Source organism: Mycolicibacterium aichiense, assembly GCF_010726245.1.
In the GTDB taxonomy this organism is placed as follows: Bacteria; Actinomycetota; Actinomycetes; order Mycobacteriales; family Mycobacteriaceae; genus Mycobacterium; species Mycobacterium aichiense.
In genome coordinates, this window is record NZ_AP022561.1 from 946,689 (window position 1) to 967,473 (window position 20,785).

The following is a 20,785-nucleotide window of genomic DNA, read 5'->3' on the forward strand; positions in this document are numbered from 1 at the left end:
TGACGAGGTGACCAAAGGTGTACATGATGGTGGTATGAGCACCCCAGACATTGAACGGCTGTTGTCGTCGGTTCCCACGGGTTTGTGGATCGGCGGAGAAGAGCGGCCGGGGTCGTCCACCTTCGAGGTCTTCGACCCGTCGAACGACGAAGTCATCGCGACGGTGGCCGATGCCACCGCCGAGGACGCTGTCGCCGCGCTCGACGCCGCCTGCGCGGTGCAGGCGCAGTGGGCAGCCACCCCGGCGCGGGATCGTGGCGAGATCCTGCGTTCGGTGTTCGAGACGATCATCGACCGCGCCGACGACCTCGCCGCGCTGATGACCCTGGAGATGGGCAAGGTCGTCGCCGAGAGCATGGGTGAGGTCAAGTACGGCGCCGAGTTCTTCCGCTGGTTCGCCGAGGAGGCGGTGCGCATCGGCGGCCGCTACACCCCGTCGCCGGCCGGCACCGGCCGGATCATCGTCACCAAGCAGCCCGTCGGCCCGTGCTACGCGATCACGCCGTGGAACTTCCCGCTGGCCATGGGAACCCGCAAGATCGGGCCCGCGTTCGCGGCCGGCTGCACCATGATCATCAAGCCTGCCCAGGAGACCCCGCTGACCATGCTGCTGCTGGCCAAGCTGATGGCTGAAGCCGGTCTGCCCAAGGGTGTGCTGTCAATCCTGCCCACGAGCCGGCCTGGTGAGGTCACCAAGGCGCTTATCGACGACGGTCGGCTGCGCAAGCTGACCTTCACCGGCTCCACCGGCGTCGGCAAGGCGCTGGTCGCGCAGTCGGCGGACAAGCTGCTGCGCACGTCGATGGAGCTGGGCGGCAACGCGCCGTTCGTCGTCTTCGACGACGCCGACGTCGATGCCGCGGTCGAGGGCGCGATGCTGGCCAAGATGCGCAACGGCGGCGAGGCGTGCACGGCGGCCAATCGCATCCACGTCGCCAACGCGGTGATCGACGAATTCACCGACAAGTTCGTCAAGCGGATGGCCGAGGTCACCCTGGGCAACGGGCTGGACCCGTCGAGCAAGCTGGGTCCGCTGATCAACACCAAGCAGCTGAACAAGGTTCAGGAACTCGTCAACGACGCCGTGGACAAGGGCGCCAAGGTTGCCCTCGGCGGCGAGGCTCCCGGCGGCCCAGGCAACTTCTACCCGGCCACCGTCCTCACCGACATCCCGCCGACCGCGCGCATCCTCACCGAGGAGGTGTTCGGGCCCGTCGCGCCGATCATCGGCTTCGACTCCGAGGAGGATGGCGTCGCCGCGGCCAACAACACCGAATACGGGCTGGCGGCCTATATCTACACCGAGTCGCTGGACCGGGCACTACGGGTCGCCGAGGCGATCGAATCCGGCATGGTCGGGGTGAATCGGGGCGTGATCTCCGATCCGGCCGCGCCGTTCGGCGGCGTCAAGGAATCCGGCTTCGGTCGTGAGGGTGGCATCGAGGGCATCGACGAATACTTGGACACCAAGTACATCGCGCTGACCAAGTAGTGCTAACTGTGGCGCGCTTCACGCTTGCAATTGCAAGCACGGGGTATGTAAGCGCCATGAAGATCAGCAGTTCCCAGGTTCCGGTGCGCAAAGGGGTGTCTCAGCTCGTCACCGCGCAGCTGTCCGGCGCGGTCGCCGGCTTGATGCTGGCCGTCGATCAGCTACTGCCCGAGGCGCCGCATCGCCCCAAGATCGTCGACCGGGACTTGACGCGCTGTTGAGGCTCAGCTGACCGAGCGTTCCGATGCGTTCCAATACTTGGCTCGCAGTTCTCGTTTGAGGACTTTGCCCGCCGCCGACACCGGCAGTGCGTCGACGACCTCGATGCTGCGGGGGACCTTGTAGCCGCCGATGAGCGTCTTGCAGAACTCCCGCAGTTCGCTCGGCTCGGCCTGCGCCCCGGCGACCAGCACCACCACGGCGTGCACCCGCTCACCCCACCGTTCGTCGGGGACGCCGATGACCGCGCACGTCGCGACAGCGGGGTGACGCGCCAGCGCGTTCTCCACCTCGACGGAGTACACGTTCTCCCCGCCGGACACGATCATGTCCTTGATGCGGTCGACGACGAACAGGTAGCCGTGTTCGTCCAGGTAGCCGGCGTCGCCGGTGTGCATCCAACCGCCCTTCAGGGCGGCAGCAGTCTCCTCGGGCCTGCCCCAGTACCCGGCCATCACGTGGCCCCCGCGCACCGTGATCTCGCCGACTTCGCCCGGGGGCAGCTCGGTGTCGTCCTCGCCGACGATGCGGACCTCCGAGTGCGGTGCGGCACGCCCACCGGACCGGCGCAGGGTCGGGTCGTGGTGGTCCTGCGGCGCCAGCAGGGTGGCGACGGGCGAGACCTCGGTCATGCCGTAGGCCTGCACGAACGACGCGGTGGGCAGTCGCACCGCGGCACGTTCGAGCAGCGCGGCCGAGATCGGCGATCCGCCGTAGAGCACCGCCTGCAGGCTGCTGGTGTCGTGGTCGGCCACCGCGGGGTCGTCGACCAGCATCTGCACCATCGTCGGCACCAGCAGCAGGTCGGTGATCCGGTGCGCCTGTACGGCCTCGAGCACCCAGTCCGGCCGGAATGCCGGGATGAAGACGTGGGTGCCACCCCGGCAGACCTGGGCCAGCCAGATCGCCAGATCAGCGAGGTGGAACATCGGCGCGGCATGCAGCAGCGGGCCGCCCGAGGTCAGGAACAACCCGGACGCCAAACACCCGAGCGCCGAGGTCATCAGGTTGTCGTGGGTCAGCATGACGCCCTTCGGGTGACCGCTGGTGCCGCCGGTGTAGAACAGGCCCGCCAGATCCGAGCCACAGCGATGCGCGTCGGGCACCGGGTCATTGGCCGCCACCAGCTCCTCATAGCTGAGCAGTCCATCCGGTGCGGCGCCGTCGCCGCAGTGGATGACGTTCACCACATCAGTTGACTGCGAACGTAAGTCGGCAAGCAGCGGCAGGAAGGTGTCGTCGATCAGCAGTGTGCGGGTATCGGAATCGCGCAGGCTGTACGCGATCTCCGCCGCGCTCCAGCGGATGTTGATCGGGTTGAGCACGGCACCGGCCCACGGCGTCGCGAGCAGATACTCCGAGTAGTGATCGGAATTCAGCGACAGCATCGCCACGCGATCACCTTCGCCGACCCCCAGCGACTGAAAGGCGCCGGCCAGCCGGGCCACCCGGTCGGCCACATCGGCGACACTGCGGACGCGCCCGGCGCAGATAGTCATCGTGTCGTGTGGCGTGGCGCGCAGGGCCCGATGCAAACCCTGGGTCAGATACATGCCGGTGGTCATGGTCACCCCGGCCGAAGTGTATGCCGGGCGTGGCAAGGAATTGACGTAAACGACCGCGCGCCTGCGCTGATCAGCCGTGGTGGCGAACTAGATTTCACAGCACTGAAGAACTAGGAGGGCATGGTGTGACGGCGCGCTTCTTTGCGCAAAGTCCTTGGGTTGATCCCGTCTCGCAACCGAGCCAACTGCGCAGGCCACGGCCACGCGGTGAGGGAATCCCTGCGCTGAACGGGATCCGCGGCGTCGCCGTCGCCCTGGTTCTGATCGGACACAGCGGAATCCCCGGTGTCGCAGGCGGATTCATCGGTGTCGATGTCTTCTTCGTGCTCAGTGGCTTCTTGATCACCTCGCTGCTGCTCGACGAGATCGGTCGCACCGGACGACTCGACCTCGGCGCGTTCTGGGTGCGACGTGCCCGCCGGCTGCTGCCTGCCCTGCTGCTGATGGTGCTGGCGGTGATCGCCGCACGCCTGCTGTTCCCGCCCGACGCCGTCAGCGGTTTGCGCAATGACGCGGTCGCCGCGTTCCTGTGGATGGCGAACTGGGCGTTCGTATCGCACCAGACCGACTACTTCAGCCAGGGCGCTCCGCCCTCGCCGCTGCAACACACCTGGTCGCTGGGCGTCGAGGAGCAGTACTACCTGATCTGGCCGGTGCTCATCGCCGCTGTGGCGGTGCTACTGGCCGTGATCGCCCGCCGGCGCACGAAGACCCCGACCATCACCGCGGTCCGCTGGGCCGTGTTGGTCCTCGCCGTCGTCGGCACGGCGGCGTCGGCCACCGAGGCGATCCTGATGGCCGACGACGACTCGCTCAACCGCGTCTACTTCGGCACCGACACCCGCGCGCAGGCGCTGCTGATCGGCGCCGCGGCCGCCGCACTGCTGGTGCGGGACTGGCCGGCGATGATGGCCGGCTGGCCGCTGATCCGGTCGCGGTGGGGCCGATGGCTGGCCGGGGGAGTCCCGGTGGCCGGGGTGGCCGTCTTGGCTGCGATCACCCACGTTGCGACCGGCAGCGCCGCCGAATTCCGCAACGGCCTGCTGATCGTCGTCGCTGTCGCCGCCGTCGCGGTGATCGCGGGCGTCGCGCTCGAACAGAACGGTCCGGTGGCGTGGGTGCTGGCCACCCCGCCGCTGGTGGCGCTCGGCGTCGTCTCCTACGGCGTGTACCTCTGGCACTGGCCGGTGTTCCTGGTGCTCACCGGGGAGCGGACCGGGTGGACCGGTTACCCCCTGTTCGCCGCCCGCTGCGCGATCACGCTGCTCGCGGCGGTCGGATCGTGGTGGCTGATCGAGCGTCCCATCCGGCGCTGGCGACCCGTGCACGTTCCCCAGCTTCGGCTGGCGGCCGCGACGATGGCCACCGCCGTCGCCGTCGCAGTCGTCGTCGTGCCGGTGGGAACCCGCATCGATCCGGCGAGCCCCGATATCACCCAGGCAGCGCTGGTCTCGCCGGTGGAGACCGTGCGCCTGGCCGCGCCGGTGCAGGCCGGGCCGCGCCCGCACACCGTGTCGGTCTTCGGTGACTCCATCGGGTGGACGATGATGCGCTATCTGCCGCCCACCCCCGGCGTCAGCTTCCTGGACCGCACCACGATCGGCTGCGGCCTGGTCCGAGGCGGGCCGTACCGCTACTCCGGGCAGAGCCTGGAACAAAAGCCCGAATGCGACGCCTGGCCGGAACGCTGGGCTCAGCGGATCGGCCACGACCGGCCCGATGTGGTGCTGATGATGATCGGGCGCTGGGAGGTGGTGGACCGCAAGTGGAACGGCAACTGGGCCCACATCGGCCAGCCCGAATTCGACAAGTACCTGGAGAGCGAACTACGGCACGCGCTGGACATCCTCGGCTCCACCGGGGCGCTGGTTGTGGTGGCGACCGAGCCCTACAGCCGGCACGGCGAGCAGACGAACGGCAACCTGTACCCCGAGGATCAGCCCAGCCGGGTCGACCAGTGGAATGCCTTGCTGCGCAGGGTGGTAGCCGATCGCAAGAACGTGACCGTGCTCGACCTGAACAAGAAGCTCGCGCCGAACGGCACCTACACCAACAAGATCAACGGCGTTCAGGTCCGCATCGACGGCGTGCACCCCACACCCAACGCGGTCAAGTGGATGACCCCGTGGCTGCTGGACGCCGTGCGCTAGCTGCGCCTAGGAGTGCCCGAGCCGGCCGCGGCCCATGCGCAGCAGCAGCATCGCCAGATCCTTGCCGTCCTGGCCGAGTTCGCTGTAGCGCTCGATCACCTTCATCTCGCGGCTGTGCACCAGGCGCGTCCCGCCGGAGGCCATCCTGGCCTTGCCGATCGCCTGGGATACCTCGGTGCGGCGTTTGACCGCAGCCAGGATCGTGGCATCGAGCTGGTCGATCTCGCCGCGCAGGCTGTCGATGTCGTTGTCGGCTTCAGGAACCATTTCCAGAGTCATCGCTTCGTTCTCCTCATGTGTGGGTCTGGTCTCAACCGGTCCCGGGCCTCACACAAGAGACGAGCCCCGGATCCGGTTGCGGACCGCGGGGCTCTCGGGTTGAGCAGCTAGATACCCACGGGCACCGCGGACCGGTACCCGTAGAAAAATCGACGCTGCGGAGAAAGCACGTTGTCGAGTGTGCCACTCCGAAGCCCGGCTTCGCAAAAAAACTGTCGCCATACAGCGGTAAGTTGGGTCAGACATGACTGTGCACGTGACAGATTTCAAACCCCCGGCCGACGCGGCCGAACTCCTCGAGGGCCTCAACCCCCAGCAGCGCCAGGCGGTGCTGCATGAGGGGCCTCCGCTGTTGATCGTGGCCGGCGCCGGGTCGGGCAAGACTGCCGTCCTCACCCGGCGGATCGCCTACCTGCTGGCCGCCCGCGACGTCGGGCCGGGTCAGGTCCTGGCCATCACGTTCACCAACAAGGCCGCCGCCGAGATGCGTGAGCGGGTGGTCACGCTGGTGGGCCCGCGGGCGCGGAACATGTGGGTGTCGACGTTCCACTCGACCTGTGTGCGGATCCTGCGCAACCAGGCCTCGCTGCTGCCGGGGCTGAACTCGAACTTCTCGATCTACGACGCCGACGATTCGCGGCGCCTGCTGCTGATGATCGCCAAGGACATGGGCCTGGACACCAAGCGGTACACGCCGCGACTGCTGTCCAACGCGATCTCGAACCTGAAGAACGAACTGATCGTGCCCGAGGATGCGGTCGCCGCGCTCGAGCCCGGGTCCGACGACCTGGCCCGCACCGTGGCCAGCGTCTACGGCGAATACCAGCGACGGCTGCGCGCGGCCAACGCGCTGGACTTCGACGACCTGATCGGTGAGACCGTCGCCGTCCTGCAGAACTTCCCGCAGATCGCCCAGTACTACCGCAGGCGGTTCCGGCACGTCCTGGTCGACGAGTACCAGGACACCAACCACGCCCAGTACGTGCTGGTGCGCGAACTCGTCGGCGTCACCGCGCCCGATACCGACACCGTGCCGCCCAGTGAGCTGTGCGTGGTCGGCGACGCCGACCAGTCGATCTACGCGTTCCGCGGCGCGACGATCCGCAACATCGAGGACTTCGAGCGCGACTTCCCCAACGCCACGACGATCCTGCTCGAGCAGAACTACCGGTCGACCCAGAACATCCTGACGGCGGCCAACTCCGTCATCTCCCGCAACGCAAACCGCCGCGAGAAGCGACTGTGGACCGACGAGGGTGACGGCGAGCTGATCGTCGGTTACGTCGCCGACAACGAGCACGACGAGGCCAGGTTCGTCGCGAGTGAGATCGATGCACTCGCCGATCGCGGCGGGTTCTCCTACAACGATTTCGCGGTGTTCTACCGGACCAACAACTCGTCGCGCTCGCTGGAAGAGGTGTTCATCCGGGCCGGCATCCCGTACAAGGTCGTCGGCGGCGTTCGATTCTACGAGCGCAAGGAGATTCGCGACATCGTCGCCTACCTGCGGGTGCTGGACAACCCCGGTGACGCCGTGAGCCTGCGGCGCATCCTCAACACTCCGCGCCGCGGTATCGGCGACCGTGCCGAGGCCTGCGTCGCGGTGTACGCCGAGAACACCGGCAGCACCTTCGCCGACGCGCTGGCCGCCGCGGCCGCAGGCAAGGTACCGATGCTGAACACCCGCGCGGAGAAGGCGATCGCGAGTTTCGTCAACCTGCTCGACGATCTGCGCGGCAAGCTCGACGACGAGCTCGGGGACTTGGTCGAGGCGGTGCTGGATCGCACCGGCTACCGCAACGAGCTGGAATCCTCCAGCGATCCGCAGGATCTGGCCCGGCTGGACAACCTCAACGAATTGGTCAGCGTCGCACACGAATTCAGCATCGATCGGGCCAATGCCGCCGCGCTGGCGGCGGAGCAGGGGGACGCCGGCACCGACGTCGATGAGGACGTGCCGCAGACCGGCATACTCGCCGAGTTCCTGGAGCGGGTGTCGCTGGTCGCCGATTCCGACGAGTTGCCCGAGCATGGCTCCGGGGTGGTCACGATGATGACGCTGCACACCGCCAAGGGCCTGGAGTTCCCGGTCGTCTTCGTCACCGGCTGGGAGGACGGCATGTTCCCGCACATGCGGGCGCTGGGGGATCCGGCCGAGCTCTCCGAAGAACGCCGGCTGGCCTATGTCGGCATAACCCGTGCGCGCCAACGGCTTTACCTCAGTCGTGCGAAGGTGCGCTCGTCGTGGGGGCAGCCGATGCTGAACCCCGAATCCCGGTTCCTGCGGGAGATTCCGGAGCATCTGCTCGACTGGCGCCGTACCGATCCCGCTCCGTCCTACAGTGCGCCGGTCAGCGGTGCGGGCCGATTCGGCACCCCGCGACCGTCACCGGCGCGCCCCGCCGGTGGCGGTAAGCGTGCGCTGGTGGTTCTCGCGCCCGGTGACCGGGTGAACCACGACAAGTACGGTCTCGGACGCGTCGAGGAAGTATCCGGGATGGGGGAGTCGGCGATGTCGCTGATCGACTTCGGCAGCGCAGGCCGGGTGAAGCTGATGCACAACCACGCACCCATCCAGAAGCTCTAGCTTCGGACGCGGCACCAGCGCCGGGTTGACGGGTGCAGCGCCAGGATCAGACTCGCCAGCGGCAACAGCGGAATCAGGTACACCGCCAACGGGATTCGCGCTCCGGCGACGAAGACACTGCCGAATGTCAGCAGCGCGATGACGGCGCCGAACGCGATCAGGTAGCGGCCGACGGAGCGGCGCAGCAGTAACGCGATCACCCCGGTGATGCTGGTGACCGCGAAGAGCAGGGTCAGGAATCCGACGGCCACGCAGAACAGCCGATCGGTGCCCCACCATCCGGTGATCAGGTCGGTGGCGACGACGCCGGTGGCCCATCCGCTGACGATGCTGACGGCGCTGGCCGCGATCGCGGTTCGCCCGGTGGAGACGTCGACCGCGCCCGGCCGGGCCGGAACCGCTACCGGGGCGGCGCGGCGGATCAGTCCGGTAGGCGCGTCGTCGGCAGGCGGGCGGGGAATGTTGACGGTGCGATCATCGGGCACCGCGGGGATCGGCCCGGTGGGGGCGCGTCGGATGATGCCGGTGCGCGGCTCTTCGGATTGGGGAATCGGTCCGGACGGCTGGCGCCGGATGATGCGGGTGTGCGGGTCGTTCGGCTCAGACACCAGGTCAGCCGACGTAGGGGCCGACCGAGAGGCCCCGCTTCGCCAGCCACGGCACCGGATCGGTCCGGTTGGTGCCGCCCAGCAGAACTTCGAAATGCAGATGCGGGCCGGTCGAGTTGCCCCGGTTGCCCACGGTCGCGATCTGATCGCCGGCGAATACCCGCTGGCCGATCTGGACCGTCCAGGTGTTCACGTGGCCGTAGAGGGTGACCGTGCCGTCGGAATGGCGGATCTTCACCCAGGCGCCGTACCCGGCCGTCGGCCCGGCGTCGACGACGACACCGTCGGAGGCGGCGACGATGGGCGTCCCGATCGGTGCCGCCAGGTCGACGCCGCCGTGCAGCGCACCCCAGCGGTACCCGAAGCCGGAAGTGAAGACGCCCTTTGTCGGCATGACGAACAGCGGCCGCTGCAACCGGGCTTCGCGCTCTGCGCGTTCCTGGGCGAAGGCCTGTCCGTTGGCCAGTTCCTCGCCGTGCACCGCAGCGTCGGCGACCGGCTTCACCGCGATCAACTGCACGCCGCGCGGGGTGGTGACCGAGCCGTCCATCGGGGTCTTGTCGGCGGCCAGCACGGTCTGGGTGGTGGTATCCGTGGCGGGCTTGACCGCGGTGTAGGCGGCCGCGGCGGCGGCGCCCGCGGCCATCGCGGCGATCATCACGCGGCCTTTGACGGCGCCGGTCGGCTGCCTGCGGTGCTGCGGCGTGCGCGGCAGCACGTCGGTGTTGTCGGTGTTGATGAAGCGCGGTACCTCAGCGCGGTCATCGCGCGGCGCGGCGAACTGGGTGGGTACCGCCAGCCGCAGCGGCTGGGCGTCGTCGGCGTCGTGCAGATCGTCCAGTTCGGGGCAGCGGGCCACCTGAAGACTGGCGAAAGCGGTGCTCTCGCGGAAATCGATATCGCAGAGATCGCCGAATTCGTTGAACGGGATGATGTCGGTGACGTCGAGCCGCTCCGGATCCAGGGCTCGCTTGGCTGGCGCTTGGCGATCGAAAGTCCTGGTCAAAGGCTGCGAGGCCGAAGAAGCTCCGATGAGGGTCGGTGCCGGCCGATGCTGCGTCAAAACTCGATGTCCCTTAGTCGTGACCAAAGCGTTATCTCAGACCCCGACGACGTTAACGAAGATCCAACACGGGTCGCAACCCAAGGAGTTATTCCGCGGAGGATTGTGAGTTGAATCACTTCAACTCCGCGGTGAGATGTACCACATGAGCGGTACGCGAGGACGGAGTCCTCGGAGGGTCTAGATACAGTTCCCCCCGGAGCGACTTCCTTAACACCACTTCGTCAACAAAACAGTCAGCGCCGACCAGACAGTGAGCTCATGGATCTTTTCGAATATCAGGCGAAAGAACTGTTCGCCAAGCACAACGTTCCCACCACTCCGGGCCGGGTCACCGACTCGCCGGAGGACGCCAAGGCCATCGCCGAGGAAATCGGCAAGCCCGTCATGGTCAAGGCCCAGGTGAAGGTAGGCGGCCGCGGAAAGGCCGGTGGCGTCAAGTACGCCGCGACCCCCGACGACGCCTACACCCACGCCAAGAACATCCTCGGCCTCGACATCAAGGGCCACGTCGTGAAGAAGCTGCTGGTCGCCGAGGCCAGTGACATCGCCGAGGAGTACTACATCTCCTTCCTGCTCGATCGGTCCAACCGCACTTACCTGGCCATGTGCTCGGTCGAGGGCGGCATGGAGATCGAAGAGGTCGCCGCCACCAAGCCGGACCGGCTGGCCAAGGTGCCCGTCGACGCCGTCAAGGGTGTCGATCTGGCCTTCGCCCGCGAGATCGCCGAGAAGGGCCATCTGCCCGCCGAGGTGCTCGACGCCGCAGCGGTGACCATCCAGAAGCTGTGGGAGGTCTTCACCGGCGAGGACGCCACCCTGGTCGAGGTCAACCCGCTGGTGCGCACCCCCGATGATCAGATCCTGGCGCTGGACGGCAAGGTCACCCTCGACGCGAACGCCGACTTCCGCCAGCCTGGCCACGCCGAGTTCGAGGACAAGGACGCCACCGATCCCCTCGAGCTGAAGGCGAAGGAGAACGACCTCAACTACGTCAAGCTCGACGGCGAGGTCGGCATCATCGGCAACGGCGCGGGTCTGGTCATGTCGACCCTCGACGTCGTCGCATACGCCGGTGAGAAGCACGGCGGCGTCAAGCCCGCCAACTTCCTCGACATCGGCGGCGGCGCCTCGGCCGAGGTGATGGCCAACGGTCTCGACGTCATCCTGGGCGACAGCCAGGTCAAGAGCGTGTTCGTCAACGTGTTCGGCGGCATCACCTCGTGCGACGCGGTGGCCAACGGCATCGTCAAGGCGCTGCAGATCCTGGGCGACGAGGCCAACAAGCCGCTCGTCGTTCGCCTTGACGGCAACAACGTCGAAGAGGGCCGCCGCATCCTGGCCGAGGCCAACCACCCGCTGGTGATCCAGGCCGAGACCATGGACTCCGGCGCCGACAAAGCCGCCGAGCTGGCCAACAAGTAAGGGACTCAGAACCAATGTCTATTTTCCTGAACAAAGACAACAAGGTCATCGTCCAGGGCATCACCGGCGGCGAAGGCACCAAGCACACCGCGCTGATGCTCAAGGCAGGCACCCAGGTGGTCGGTGGTGTCAACGCGCGCAAGGCCGGTACCACGGTGTCCCATAAGGACAAAGACGGCAACGACATCGAGCTGCCGGTGTTCGGTTCGGTGGCCGAGGCCATGAAGGAGACCGGCGCCGACGTGTCGATCGCCTTCGTGCCGCCGGCGTTCTCCAAGGACGCCATCATCGAGGCGATCGACGCCGAGATTCCGCTGCTGGTGGTCATCACCGAGGGAATCCCGGTGCAGGACAGCGCCTATGCGTGGGCCTATAACGTCGAAAAGGGCGAGAAGACCCGCATCATCGGCCCGAACTGCCCCGGCATCATCACCCCCGGTGAGGCGCTGGTCGGCATCACGCCGAACAACATCACCGGCAAGGGCCCGATCGGCCTGGTGTCCAAGTCCGGCACGCTGACCTACCAGATGATGTACGAGCTGCGCGATCTCGGCTTCTCGACCGCCATCGGCATCGGCGGCGACCCGGTCATCGGTACCACTCACATCGACGCCATCGAGGCGTTCGAGTCCGATCCCGAGACCAAGCTCATCGTGATGATCGGCGAGATCGGCGGCGACGCCGAGGAGAAGGCCGGCGCGTACATCAAGGCCAACGTCTCCAAGCCGGTCGTCGGGTACGTCGCCGGGTTCACCGCGCCCGAGGGCAAGACCATGGGCCACGCCGGCGCGATCGTCTCGGACGGCGCAGGCACCGCTCAGGGCAAGAAGGAGGCCCTCGAGGCCGCCGGGGTCAAGGTCGGCAAGACGCCGTCGGAGACCGCCAACCTGGCCCGGGAGATCCTGGCGGGGCTGTAGTTCTGCATCGAGTGTGCGGTCAGATCGCGAATCCGCTGGGCTTCGCGATCTGGCCGCACTCTCGTTTGTGTTTGGAACACGTTCTAGTTTTCGGTTAGCCTGTCGAACTATGGTCGATCCGCGTACCCCCGTCATCGTCGGCGTCGGGCAGTTCACCGAGCGCATCGACGACCCGGACTACCGCGGTATGTCGGCGGTCGAACTCGCCACCGAAGCGGTTCGCGCGGCGCTGGCCGACACCGGGGCGGACGTCGCTGCCGTTGCCAAGTCCATCGAGGTGTTCGCGGGCCTGCGGCAGTTCGAGATCTGCACGCCGTACGCGACTGCGCCGCTGGGGTGCTCGGACAACTACATCCGCTCGGTCGCCCGCCGCGTCGGCGCCGACCCGAAGCGCGCCGTGCTGGAATCGATCGGCGGCAACGGCCCGCAGAAGCTGGTCACCGAGTTCGCCGGCGCCATTGTGGCCGGCGAGATCGAGGTGGCGTTGATCCTCGGGTCGGAGAACGGCTCGACGCTGAAGACGTTCGCGGGCAAGGCCGATGCACCCGATCACAGCGAAACGGTGGGCGGCCAGCTCGAGGACCGCGGGTACGGCTTCGAGCAGTACATGAGCGAATACACCGCCAACCACGGATTGACCGGTGCCCCGGTGCAGTACGGGCTGCTGGACAACGCGCGGCGCGCACGGCTGGGTCTCGACGTCGACTCCTACCGGCGCAAGATGGCCGAATTGTTCTCGCCGTTCTCGAAAGTCGCTGCCAAGAACCCGTTTTCGTCGTCACCGGTCGAGCGCTCGGTCGACGAGATCGCTACGGTCACCGCCGAGAACCGGATGATCTGCGACCCGTATCCCCGGCTGATGGTGGCCCGCGACACGGTGAATCAGGGCGCCGCCGCGCTGCTGATGTCGGTGGCCGCCGCTCGCCAACTCGGTGTTCCCGAGGAGAAGTGGGTGTACCTGCACGGGCACGCGGATCAACGCGAGCAGGACCTGCTTGACCGGGCCGATGTCGGCGTCAGTTACTCGTCGAAACAGGCTGTGACAGAGGCGCTTCGGGTGGCCGGCATCGGCATCGACGACGTAGCCACCTTCGATCTCTACAGCTGCTTCCCGTTTCCGGTCTTCGCGGTGTGCGACGACTTCGGGCTGGCCGCCGACGATCCGCGCGGGCTCACCCTCACCGGCGGCCTGCCGTACTTCGGCGGACCGGGCAACAGCTATTCACTGCACGGCATTGCCGAGACCGTCGCCGCGATGCGCGACAGGCCAGGCGCTTTCGGGCTGGTCGGCGCCAATGGCGGTGTGATGAGCAAGTACTCGGTGGGGGTCTACTCCACCACCCCGGTGGAGTGGGCGCCTGACCGCGGCAAGGAATTGCAGGAGGGCATCGCCGCCTTGCCGAAGGTGCCGGTCACCCGCAACGCCAACGGCAGCGGCGTGATCGAGACGTACTCGGTGCGCTACGACTGGCCCGAGCGCACCGGGGTCATCATCGGTCGCCTCGACGCCGACCTCAGCCGCTTCATGGCCATCACCACTGATCCGGCCCTGGTGGCGCTGATGAGCGACGGCGATCCGCTGGGCGCCGCGATCAACGTCACCGCGGGCGAGGACGGCAAGAACCGCGCGACGCTGGCTTAGAGCTCCAGTGCGCTGAGCTTGCCCGCCAATCGCTCCACGTAGGCGGCGACCTCGTCGGCCGGCTTGTCGGGGAGCCCGAACAGCACCTCGGTGACGCCAATGTCCTTCCAGTGCGCCAACTTCTCGGGCACCGGCTTGAAGTCGAGCGCCACGATCTGCGGGGCACCGTCGCGACCAGCGGCCGCCCAGGTGTCGTGCAGAAGCTTCACCGGCTCATCGATGTCGAAGTCGCGCGGCGTGGTGATCCAGCCGTCAGCGGAGCGGGCGATCCACTTGAAGTTCTTCTCAGTGCCTGCGGCGCCGACGAGCACCGGGATGTGCGACTGAACCGGCTTGGGCCACGCCCAGCTCGGGCCGAACTTGACGAATTCGCCGTCATATTCGGCTTCTTCCTGCGTCCACAGCGCCCGCATCGCCTCCAGATACTCGCGCAGACATGTGCGGCGGCGGCCGGCCGGCACGCCGTGGTCGGCCAGCTCGTCGGTGTTCCAGCCGAAGCCGACGCCGAGGCTGACCCGGCCACCGGACAGATGGTCAAGGGTGGCAATCGATTTCGCGAGCGTGATCGGATCATGCTCGACCGGCAGCGCCACCGCGGTGGACAACCGCACCTTCGAGGTCACCGCGGCCGCGGTGCCCAGGCTGACCCACGGATCCAGAGTGCGCATGTAGCGGTCGTCGGGCAGCGACTCGTCACCGGTGGTGGGGTGGGCGGCCTCGCGCTTGACCGGGATGTGCGTGTGCTCGGGCACGTAGAACGTCGTGAAGCCGTGGTCATCGGCGAGTTTGGCTGCCGCCGCCGGGGCGATGCCGCGGTCACTGGTGAACAGAACGAGCCCGTAATCCATGGGCTGCATTAGAACGAGTTGCCCAACCCCGGGCAAGGCGGCGTCTCAGTGGGCGACATCTGCACTCTCGGCGAGTAAAAGGGGTGACCCCGCCGGCGGTCGTCGCAACCATGCAACCATGACGACCGAACGTATCGCCGAGCACGTGAAATTCGCCTACTGGGTGCCCAACGTCAGTGGTGGCCTGGTCACCAGCACCATCGAGCAACGCACCGACTGGGGCTACGAATACAACGTCAAGCTCGCACAGACCGCAGAGAACAACGGCTTCGAATATGCGTTGTCGCAGGTCCGCTACGAGGCCAGCTACGGCGCCGAATTCCAGCACGAATCCACCAGCTTCTCGCTGGCGCTGTTGCTGGCCACCCAGCGGCTCAAGCTCATCGCCGCCGTCCACCCCGGCCTGTGGCAACCGGGAGTGCTGGCCAAGCTCGGCGCCACCGCCGACCAGCTGTCGGGCGGCCGCTTCGCCGTCAACGTGGTGTCCGGCTGGTTCAAGGACGAATTCACCCACCTCGGTGAGCCCTGGCTCGAGCACGACGAGCGTTACCGCAGGACCGCCGAGTTCCTGCAGGTGTTGCGCAAGATATGGACCGAAGACGAGGTGGATTTCCGCGGTGACTTCTACCGCATCCACGACTTCACCCTGAAACCCAAGCCGCTCAACAGCCCGCAACGGCCCAACCCGGAGATCTTCCAGGGCGGTAACTCCACCGCCGCGCGGCGCAACGGCGGCCACTACGCCGACTGGTACTTCTCCAACGGCAAGGATTTCGACGGAGTCACCGAGCAACTCGTCGAGGTTCGCGACCACGCCCGCGACGCCAACCGGGAGGTCAAGTTCGGACTCAACGGCTTCATCATCGCCAGGGACACAGAGCGGGAGGCGAAAGAAACCCTGAGAGAGATCATCGCCAAGGCCAACCGCCCGGCGGTCGAAGGGTTCCACGCCGCCGTGCAGCAAGCCGGTGCCTCGACCGCCGATAGCCGCGGGATGTGGGCCGACTCGACCTACGAGGACCTCGTCCAGTACAACGACGGCTTCCGCACCCAGTTGATCGGAACCCCCGAGCAGATCGCCGAGCGGATTGCGGCCTACCGCAAGCGCGGTGTAGACCTCATCCTCGGTGGCTTCCTGCACTTTCAGGAGGAGATCGAGTACTTCGGCGCGCGGGTGCTCCCGCTGGTGCGAGAAATCGAGGCAGCCGAAAGCGATTCGATCGCCGCGCCACTTCAGGCCTCCGCCTGACCGGTGACTGCCGGTTGCCAACGGCGGCGTGTGACACGCCGATGGTCGTGGCGGCCACGGCGCTGTGCGATAGCGTGGTGTGCGGACGCGACCTGCGGGTCCGTTTGCGAGCCACAACCGACGCAGCGCCGCGGGGGACGCGAGGCGTGACAAGGCTGAAGGAGAGGCCATGACTTACCCGCCCACGAATCCGGGCTACCAACCGTCGCAGCCGACCGGCCCGTACGGCGCGCCCACGTCGTCGTTCGCGCCGGCCGAGGCCGGACCGAGCAAGCTGCCGCATTACCTGAACGTCGCCGTCATCGTGCTCGGCCTGGCCGCGTACCTGGCCAGCTTCGGCCCGATCCTCACCGTAAAGGCCGACCTCGGCCCCTTCGGTGGCGCCGAGCTCACCGGCGGTGGCGGCGGCTACCCGGTGGTGGCGACCTTGGTTGCCGCGCTGCTCGCGGCGGCCGCCCTGCTGCCCAAGGCCCGGGACTACGGCGGCGTCATCGCCACCGCATCGGTGATCTCGGTGCTGATGGCGATCGCTCAGGTGATCAGCAAGCCGACCGGCTTCTCCGTCGGCTGGGGACTGTGGCTGCTACTCGCGTTCACCCTGCTGCAGGCCATCGCCGCGGTGGCGGCCCTGCTGCTGGAGGCCGGCATCATCACCGCGCCTGCGCCCCGGCCCCGCTACGAACAGTTCGGTCAGTACGGCCCGCCTCCCGGTGGCTACTACGGTCAGCCCGGGCCGCAGGGCCCGCCGCAGGGAATCCCGCCGCGGCCCAATTACCCGTCCCAGTACGGCGGCGGCTACTCGTCCGGTCCGTCGAACTTCGGCGGTGCCCAGAGCGGTCCGCCCACCCCGCCGACCGGTTTCCCGAGCTTCAGCCCGCCGCCGTCGAGTGGTTCGGGCCAGCAGCAGCCCGCCGGACAGCCGGAACAGCAGCAGCCCCAGGCGCCGTCATCGTCGCCGTCGGGTCAGAGCCCGTCCTAACCGCGCGCTCTTCGCGCACCACGCCTGACCGGCGCGTCGAGTGACACGGATGGAGGAGAAGCGGCCAGTCGGCGCGCGCCAAGCGCGCGACCTGGTCCGGGTTGCGTTCGGCCCGTCGGTGGTCGCACTTGTGGTGATCGCTGCGGTGACCCTGCTGCAACTCGTCATCGCCAACAGCGACATGACGGGCACCCTGGGCGCGATCGCCAGCATGTGGCTGGCCGTGCACCAGGTGCCCATCTCGATCGCCGGACACCAGCTTGCGGTGTTGCCGCTGCTGCCGGTGCTGTTGATGGTGGCGGGCACCGCACGCACCTGCGCCCACGCCACCTCCCCGCGCGCCTCCTGGTTCGTGACCCGCTGGATCGTCGCGTCGGCCATCGGCGGCCCGCTGTTGTTCGCTGCGATCGCGCTGGCCGTCATCCACGACGCCTCGTCGGTGATCACCGAACTGCAGACCCCCAGCGCGCTGCGCGCATTCTCCGGAGTGCTGGCCGTGCACGGCCTCGGAGCGCTGATCGGGGTCGGTTCGCAGGTGGGCTGGCGGGCGCTGACCGCACTGCGGTTACCGCTGTGGCTCGGCGACACCGTGCGGGCCGCCACGGCGGGCCTGCTCGCGCTGCTGGGATTGTCCGGCGCGGTCACCGCGGTGTCGCTGGTCGTGCACTGGGGCACCATGCACGAGCTGTACGCGGTCACCGATTCGCTGTTCGGCCAGCTCAGCCTCACCGCGCTGTCCGCGCTGTATGTGCCCAACGTGGTCGTCGGCACGTCGGCGATGGCGGTCGGGTCGAGCGCCCACATCGGGTTCGCCACATTCAGCTCGTTCACCGTCTTCGGCGGTGACATCCCCGCGGTGCCGATCCTGGCCGCGGTGCCGACCCCACCGCTCGGGCCGGTCTGGGTTGCGCTGCTGATCGTCGGTGCCGCATCCGGCGTCGCGGTCGGGCAGCAGTGCGCCCGCAGACCGCTGCCCTGGCCGACGGCGCTGGCGAAAGTGGCGGTCGCATCACTGCTGGCGGCCGTCACGATGGCCGTCCTGGGTTACGCCGGCGGTGGGCAGCTCGGCAATTTCGGCGATGTCGGGGTGGACCAGGGCACCTTCGGACCGGCGGTGTTCTTCTGGTTCTTCGCCATCGGAGCGCTCACCGTGGTGCTGACCGGCGGCGTGCGGCGCCGCCCGAAGCGGGTGAAGCCGCCGGCTCCGGCGGCACCGGTCGAGGAACCGCTCGTCGACGACGACCTCGACGGCGAGCTCGCCGCCGACGACGAGGCGCTCACCACGCCCATTCCGGACATGGCGGCCGAGCCGGACCCGGACACCGAGGATGAACCGGAACCCGAGCCCGAGCCGGTTCCGCCGCCGCAGCCGGTACGGCCGGCGCCCGACCTGGAGGACGTCGAGGACCTGATGGTCGTCGACGACGACATCGAGACCGGGCCGCCCGAGCGTTGAACCATCGCACGTGCCACTAGGCTCATCGCCGTGCAGCATCCGATCCACATCCCGCCGAGTGCGCCGGCGCGGCTCGTCGTCCTGGCCTCGGGAACCGGATCGTTGCTGCAGTCGCTGCTGAGCGCGGCCGTCGGCGACTATCCCGCGCGGGTCGCCGCGGTCGGGGTGGACCGGGACTGCCGCGCCGTCGAGATAGCGCAGGCCGCGTCGATCCCCACGTTCTGCGTGCGGCTGAAGGACCACCCGAGCCGGGCCGACTGGGACACCGCGATCGCCGACGCCACCGAAGCACACCGCCCCGACCTGATCGTGTCGGCCGGGTTCATGAAAATACTTGGGCCGGAATTTCTTTCACGATTCCTGGGTCGCGTCGTCAACACCCATCCGGCGCTGCTCCCGGCGTTTCCGGGCGCTCACGCGGTGCCCGACGCGTTGGCCTACGGGGTCAAGGTCACCGGGTGCACCGTGCATCTGGTGGACGCCGGCGTGGACACCGGCCCGATCCTGGCTCAGGAACCCATCGAGATTCTCGACGACGACAACGAAGACACGTTGCACGAACGCATCAAGGTCACCGAACGGCGGCTGTTGGTGGATGTGCTGGCCGCGCTGGCTCAGCGCGGCGTGACCTGGAGTGGCAGAAAGGCGACCATAGGATGACCGCGGGGACTATAGGCAAGAGGCCGATCCGGCGCGCGCTGATCAGCGTGTACGACAAGAGCGGGCTGATCCCGCTCGCGCAGGGTCTGCACGAGGCGGGGGTGGCCATCGTCTCCACCGGCTCGACCGCCAAAACCATTGCCGACAAAGGCATTCCGGTCACCCCGGTCGAGTTCGTCACCGGCTTTCCCGAGGTGCTCGACGGCCGGGTCAAGACACTGCACCCGCACATCCACGCCGGCCTGCTCGCCGACACCCGCAAGCCGGAACACCTCGCGGCTCTCGGTGAGCTGAAGATCGAGCCGTTCGACCTCGTCGTGGTCAACCTCTACCCGTTCACCGAGACGGTCGATTCCGGCGCCGAGGTAGAAGAGTGCGTCGAGCAGATCGACATCGGCGGCCCGTCGATGGTGCGCGCCTCGGCCAAGAATCATGCCAGCGTGGCCGTCGTCGTCGACCCGCTCGGATACGACGGCGTTCTGGCCGCGGTGCGGTCCGGTGGTTTCACGCTCGCCGAGCGACAGAAGTTGGCGGCACTGGCTTTTCGGCACACCGCCGAATACGACGTCGCGGTGGCCGGCTGGATGGGCTCGGTGCTGGCCCCCGAGGAGGGCCGAGAAGGAGAGGCGGGCACACTCCTGCCGCCGTGGTTCGGCCGCACCTGGAAACGGACGTCGCAGCTGCGCTACGGGGAGAACCCGCATCAGCAGGCTGCGCTCTACAGCGACGAGTCCGGCTGGCCGGGTCTGGCCCAGGCCGAGCAGCTGCACGGAAAAGAGATGTCCTACAACAACTTCACCGATGCCGATGCGGCGTGGCGGGCAGCGTTCGATCACGAGGAGATCTGCGTCGCCATCATCAAACACGCCAACCCGTGCGGTATCGCGATCTCGTCGGTGTCGGTGGCCGATGCGCACCGCAAGGCCCACGAATGCGATCCGCTCAGTGCATTCGGCGGGGTGATCGCGGCCAACACGGAGGTCACGGTGGAGATGGCCGAGTTCGTCTCGGAGATCTTCACCGAGGTCATCATCGCGCCGGCATATCAGCCCGGTGCGGTGGAGATCTTGGCCCGTAAGAAGAACATTCGCGTACTCGTCGCCGCCCAGCCGCCGGTCGGCGGAGCGGAGTTGCGCCAGATCAGCGGAGGTCTGCTGATCCAGGAGCGCGACGCGCTCGACGCACCCGGCGACGACCCGGCGAACTGGACCCTGGCGACCGGCACCCCGGCGGACGCGGCGACGCTGGCCGACCTGCGGTTCGCCTGGCGCACCTGCCGCGCGGTGAAGTCCAACGCGATCGTGGTGGCCGCCGACGGCGCCACCGTCGGGGTGGGCATGGGCCAGGTCAACCGGGTCGACGCGGCGCGGCTGGCGGTGGAGCGCGGCGGCGAGCGGGTCCGCGGTGCGGTGGCGGCCAGCGACGCGTTCTTCCCGTTCCCGGATGGCCTGGAGACGCTGACGGCGGCCGGGGTCAAGGCCGTCGTACACCCGGGCGGATCGATGCGCGACGAGTTGGTCACCGAGGCCGCGGCGAAGGCCGGGATCACGCTGTACCTCACCGGGGCCAGGCACTTCGCACACTGACCGCGGGTATTCCGGCGGTGCCAAATATGACTTTGCGCTGACCGCGTAATGCCCCGGTGG

The 20,785-nt window shown here is 67.8% G+C and carries 16 protein-coding genes and 1 pseudogene; 12 read left to right on the forward strand and 5 right to left on the reverse strand.

Annotated features, from left to right (window positions below; all coding sequences use genetic code 11):
* Positions 1-34: 34 nt before the first annotated feature.
* Both G6N32_RS04665 and G6N32_RS04670 read left to right on the forward strand, forming a co-directional pair.
* Positions 35-1,492, forward strand: coding sequence for an NAD-dependent succinate-semialdehyde dehydrogenase (locus tag G6N32_RS04665; protein ID WP_115317107.1), 1,458 nt, complete (start codon positions 35-37; stop codon positions 1,490-1,492).
* Positions 1,493-1,548: 56 nt separating this feature from the next.
* Entirely contained in the window at positions 1,549-1,713 is a 165-nt protein-coding gene (locus G6N32_RS04670) for a hypothetical protein (RefSeq protein WP_163789124.1), read from the forward strand.
* A gap of 3 nt (positions 1,714-1,716) precedes the next feature.
* Here G6N32_RS04670 and G6N32_RS04675 read toward each other — a convergent pair whose 3' ends face one another.
* The gene (locus G6N32_RS04675) at positions 1,717-3,276 is read right to left on the reverse strand and encodes a long-chain-fatty-acid--CoA ligase (protein ID WP_115318830.1); all 1,560 of its coding nucleotides are present in this window, start codon (positions 3,274-3,276) and stop codon (positions 1,717-1,719) included.
* 125 nt (positions 3,277-3,401) lie between these two features.
* Here G6N32_RS04675 and G6N32_RS04680 point away from each other — a divergent pair, with 125 nt between their 5' ends.
* Entirely contained in the window at positions 3,402-5,426 is a 2,025-nt protein-coding gene (locus G6N32_RS04680; RefSeq protein WP_115317106.1) for an acyltransferase family protein, read from the forward strand.
* A 6-nt stretch (positions 5,427-5,432) separates the two neighbouring features.
* Here G6N32_RS04680 and G6N32_RS04685 read toward each other — a convergent pair.
* Positions 5,433-5,729, reverse strand: a pseudogene (locus G6N32_RS04685) (chorismate mutase); the annotation flags it as partial.
* A gap of 220 nt (positions 5,730-5,949) precedes the next feature.
* On the opposite strand from G6N32_RS04685, the gene pcrA reads away from it, so the two are divergent.
* Positions 5,950-8,292, forward strand: coding sequence for a DNA helicase PcrA (gene pcrA / locus G6N32_RS04690; RefSeq protein ID WP_115317102.1), 2,343 nt, complete (start codon positions 5,950-5,952; stop codon positions 8,290-8,292).
* Here the strand turns inward: pcrA and G6N32_RS04695 are convergent.
* Positions 8,289-8,900, reverse strand: coding sequence for a hypothetical protein (locus G6N32_RS04695; RefSeq protein WP_410432957.1), 612 nt, complete (start codon positions 8,898-8,900; stop codon positions 8,289-8,291). The genes pcrA and G6N32_RS04695 overlap by 4 nt on opposite strands.
* Before the next feature lie 4 nt (positions 8,901-8,904).
* Positions 8,905-9,963, reverse strand: coding sequence for a M23 family metallopeptidase (locus G6N32_RS04700; protein ID WP_115317098.1), 1,059 nt, complete (start codon positions 9,961-9,963; stop codon positions 8,905-8,907).
* Positions 9,964-10,224: 261 nt separating this feature from the next.
* Between G6N32_RS04700 and sucC the strand changes: the two genes are divergently transcribed.
* The 3 genes from sucC (at position 10,225) to G6N32_RS04715 (ending at position 13,947) form a co-directional block, all read left to right on the forward strand.
* Positions 10,225-11,388, forward strand: coding sequence for an ADP-forming succinate--CoA ligase subunit beta (gene sucC / locus G6N32_RS04705; protein WP_115317096.1), 1,164 nt, complete (start codon positions 10,225-10,227; stop codon positions 11,386-11,388).
* A gap of 14 nt (positions 11,389-11,402) precedes the next feature.
* Complete coding sequence (gene sucD, locus G6N32_RS04710) at positions 11,403-12,305, forward strand: succinate--CoA ligase subunit alpha (protein ID WP_115317094.1); 903 nt, start codon at positions 11,403-11,405, stop codon at positions 12,303-12,305.
* A gap of 109 nt (positions 12,306-12,414) precedes the next feature.
* Positions 12,415-13,947 (forward strand): acetyl-CoA acetyltransferase, encoded by a 1,533-nt coding sequence (locus G6N32_RS04715; RefSeq protein WP_115317092.1) that lies wholly within the window; start codon positions 12,415-12,417, stop codon positions 13,945-13,947.
* Here the strand turns inward: G6N32_RS04715 and G6N32_RS04720 are convergent.
* Positions 13,944-14,795, reverse strand: coding sequence for an LLM class F420-dependent oxidoreductase (locus G6N32_RS04720; protein WP_115317090.1), 852 nt, complete (start codon positions 14,793-14,795; stop codon positions 13,944-13,946). The genes G6N32_RS04715 and G6N32_RS04720 overlap by 4 nt on opposite strands.
* Before the next feature lie 118 nt (positions 14,796-14,913).
* Here G6N32_RS04720 and sfnG point away from each other — a divergent pair, with 118 nt between their 5' ends.
* From sfnG to purH, 5 genes are all read left to right on the forward strand, one after another.
* Entirely contained in the window at positions 14,914-16,044 is a 1,131-nt protein-coding gene (gene sfnG / locus G6N32_RS04725) for a dimethylsulfone monooxygenase SfnG (RefSeq protein WP_115317088.1), read from the forward strand.
* Positions 16,045-16,213: 169 nt separating this feature from the next.
* The gene (locus tag G6N32_RS04730) at positions 16,214-17,023 is read left to right on the forward strand and encodes a DUF5336 domain-containing protein (RefSeq protein ID WP_115317086.1); all 810 of its coding nucleotides are present in this window, start codon (positions 16,214-16,216) and stop codon (positions 17,021-17,023) included.
* 49 nt (positions 17,024-17,072) lie between these two features.
* The gene (locus tag G6N32_RS04735) at positions 17,073-18,479 is read left to right on the forward strand and encodes a cell division protein PerM (protein WP_115317084.1); all 1,407 of its coding nucleotides are present in this window, start codon (positions 17,073-17,075) and stop codon (positions 18,477-18,479) included.
* A 30-nt stretch (positions 18,480-18,509) separates the two neighbouring features.
* Complete coding sequence (gene purN / locus G6N32_RS04740; RefSeq protein WP_115317082.1) at positions 18,510-19,139, forward strand: phosphoribosylglycinamide formyltransferase; 630 nt, start codon at positions 18,510-18,512, stop codon at positions 19,137-19,139.
* Positions 19,136-20,725, forward strand: a complete 1,590-nt coding sequence (gene purH, locus G6N32_RS04745; protein WP_115317080.1) for a bifunctional phosphoribosylaminoimidazolecarboxamide formyltransferase/IMP cyclohydrolase — start codon at positions 19,136-19,138, stop codon at positions 20,723-20,725. The genes purN and purH overlap by 4 nt, the downstream gene beginning before the upstream one ends.
* Positions 20,726-20,785 lie beyond the last annotated feature (60 nt).

What these genes read in the sequence shown, in the direction of transcription:
- G6N32_RS04665 (WP_115317107.1), top strand. Translation starts at nt 35, where the DNA reads ATGAGCACCCCAGACATTGAACGGCTGTTGTCGTCGGTTCCCACGGGT.
- G6N32_RS04670 (WP_163789124.1), top strand. Translation starts at nt 1,549, where the DNA reads ATGAAGATCAGCAGTTCCCAGGTTCCGGTGCGCAAAGGGGTGTCTCAG.
- G6N32_RS04675 (WP_115318830.1), bottom strand. Translation starts at nt 3,276, where the DNA reads ATGACCACCGGCATGTATCTGACCCAGGGTTTGCATCGGGCCCTGCGC.
- pcrA (WP_115317102.1), top strand. Translation starts at nt 5,950, where the DNA reads ATGACTGTGCACGTGACAGATTTCAAACCCCCGGCCGACGCGGCCGAA.
- sucC (WP_115317096.1), top strand. Translation starts at nt 10,225, where the DNA reads ATGGATCTTTTCGAATATCAGGCGAAAGAACTGTTCGCCAAGCACAAC.
- sucD (WP_115317094.1), top strand. Translation starts at nt 11,403, where the DNA reads ATGTCTATTTTCCTGAACAAAGACAACAAGGTCATCGTCCAGGGCATC.
- G6N32_RS04715 (WP_115317092.1), top strand. Translation starts at nt 12,415, where the DNA reads ATGGTCGATCCGCGTACCCCCGTCATCGTCGGCGTCGGGCAGTTCACC.
- G6N32_RS04720 (WP_115317090.1), bottom strand. Translation starts at nt 14,795, where the DNA reads ATGGATTACGGGCTCGTTCTGTTCACCAGTGACCGCGGCATCGCCCCG.
- sfnG (WP_115317088.1), top strand. Translation starts at nt 14,914, where the DNA reads ATGACGACCGAACGTATCGCCGAGCACGTGAAATTCGCCTACTGGGTG.
- G6N32_RS04730 (WP_115317086.1), top strand. Translation starts at nt 16,214, where the DNA reads ATGACTTACCCGCCCACGAATCCGGGCTACCAACCGTCGCAGCCGACC.
- G6N32_RS04735 (WP_115317084.1), top strand. Translation starts at nt 17,073, where the DNA reads ATGGAGGAGAAGCGGCCAGTCGGCGCGCGCCAAGCGCGCGACCTGGTC.
- purH (WP_115317080.1), top strand. Translation starts at nt 19,136, where the DNA reads ATGACCGCGGGGACTATAGGCAAGAGGCCGATCCGGCGCGCGCTGATC.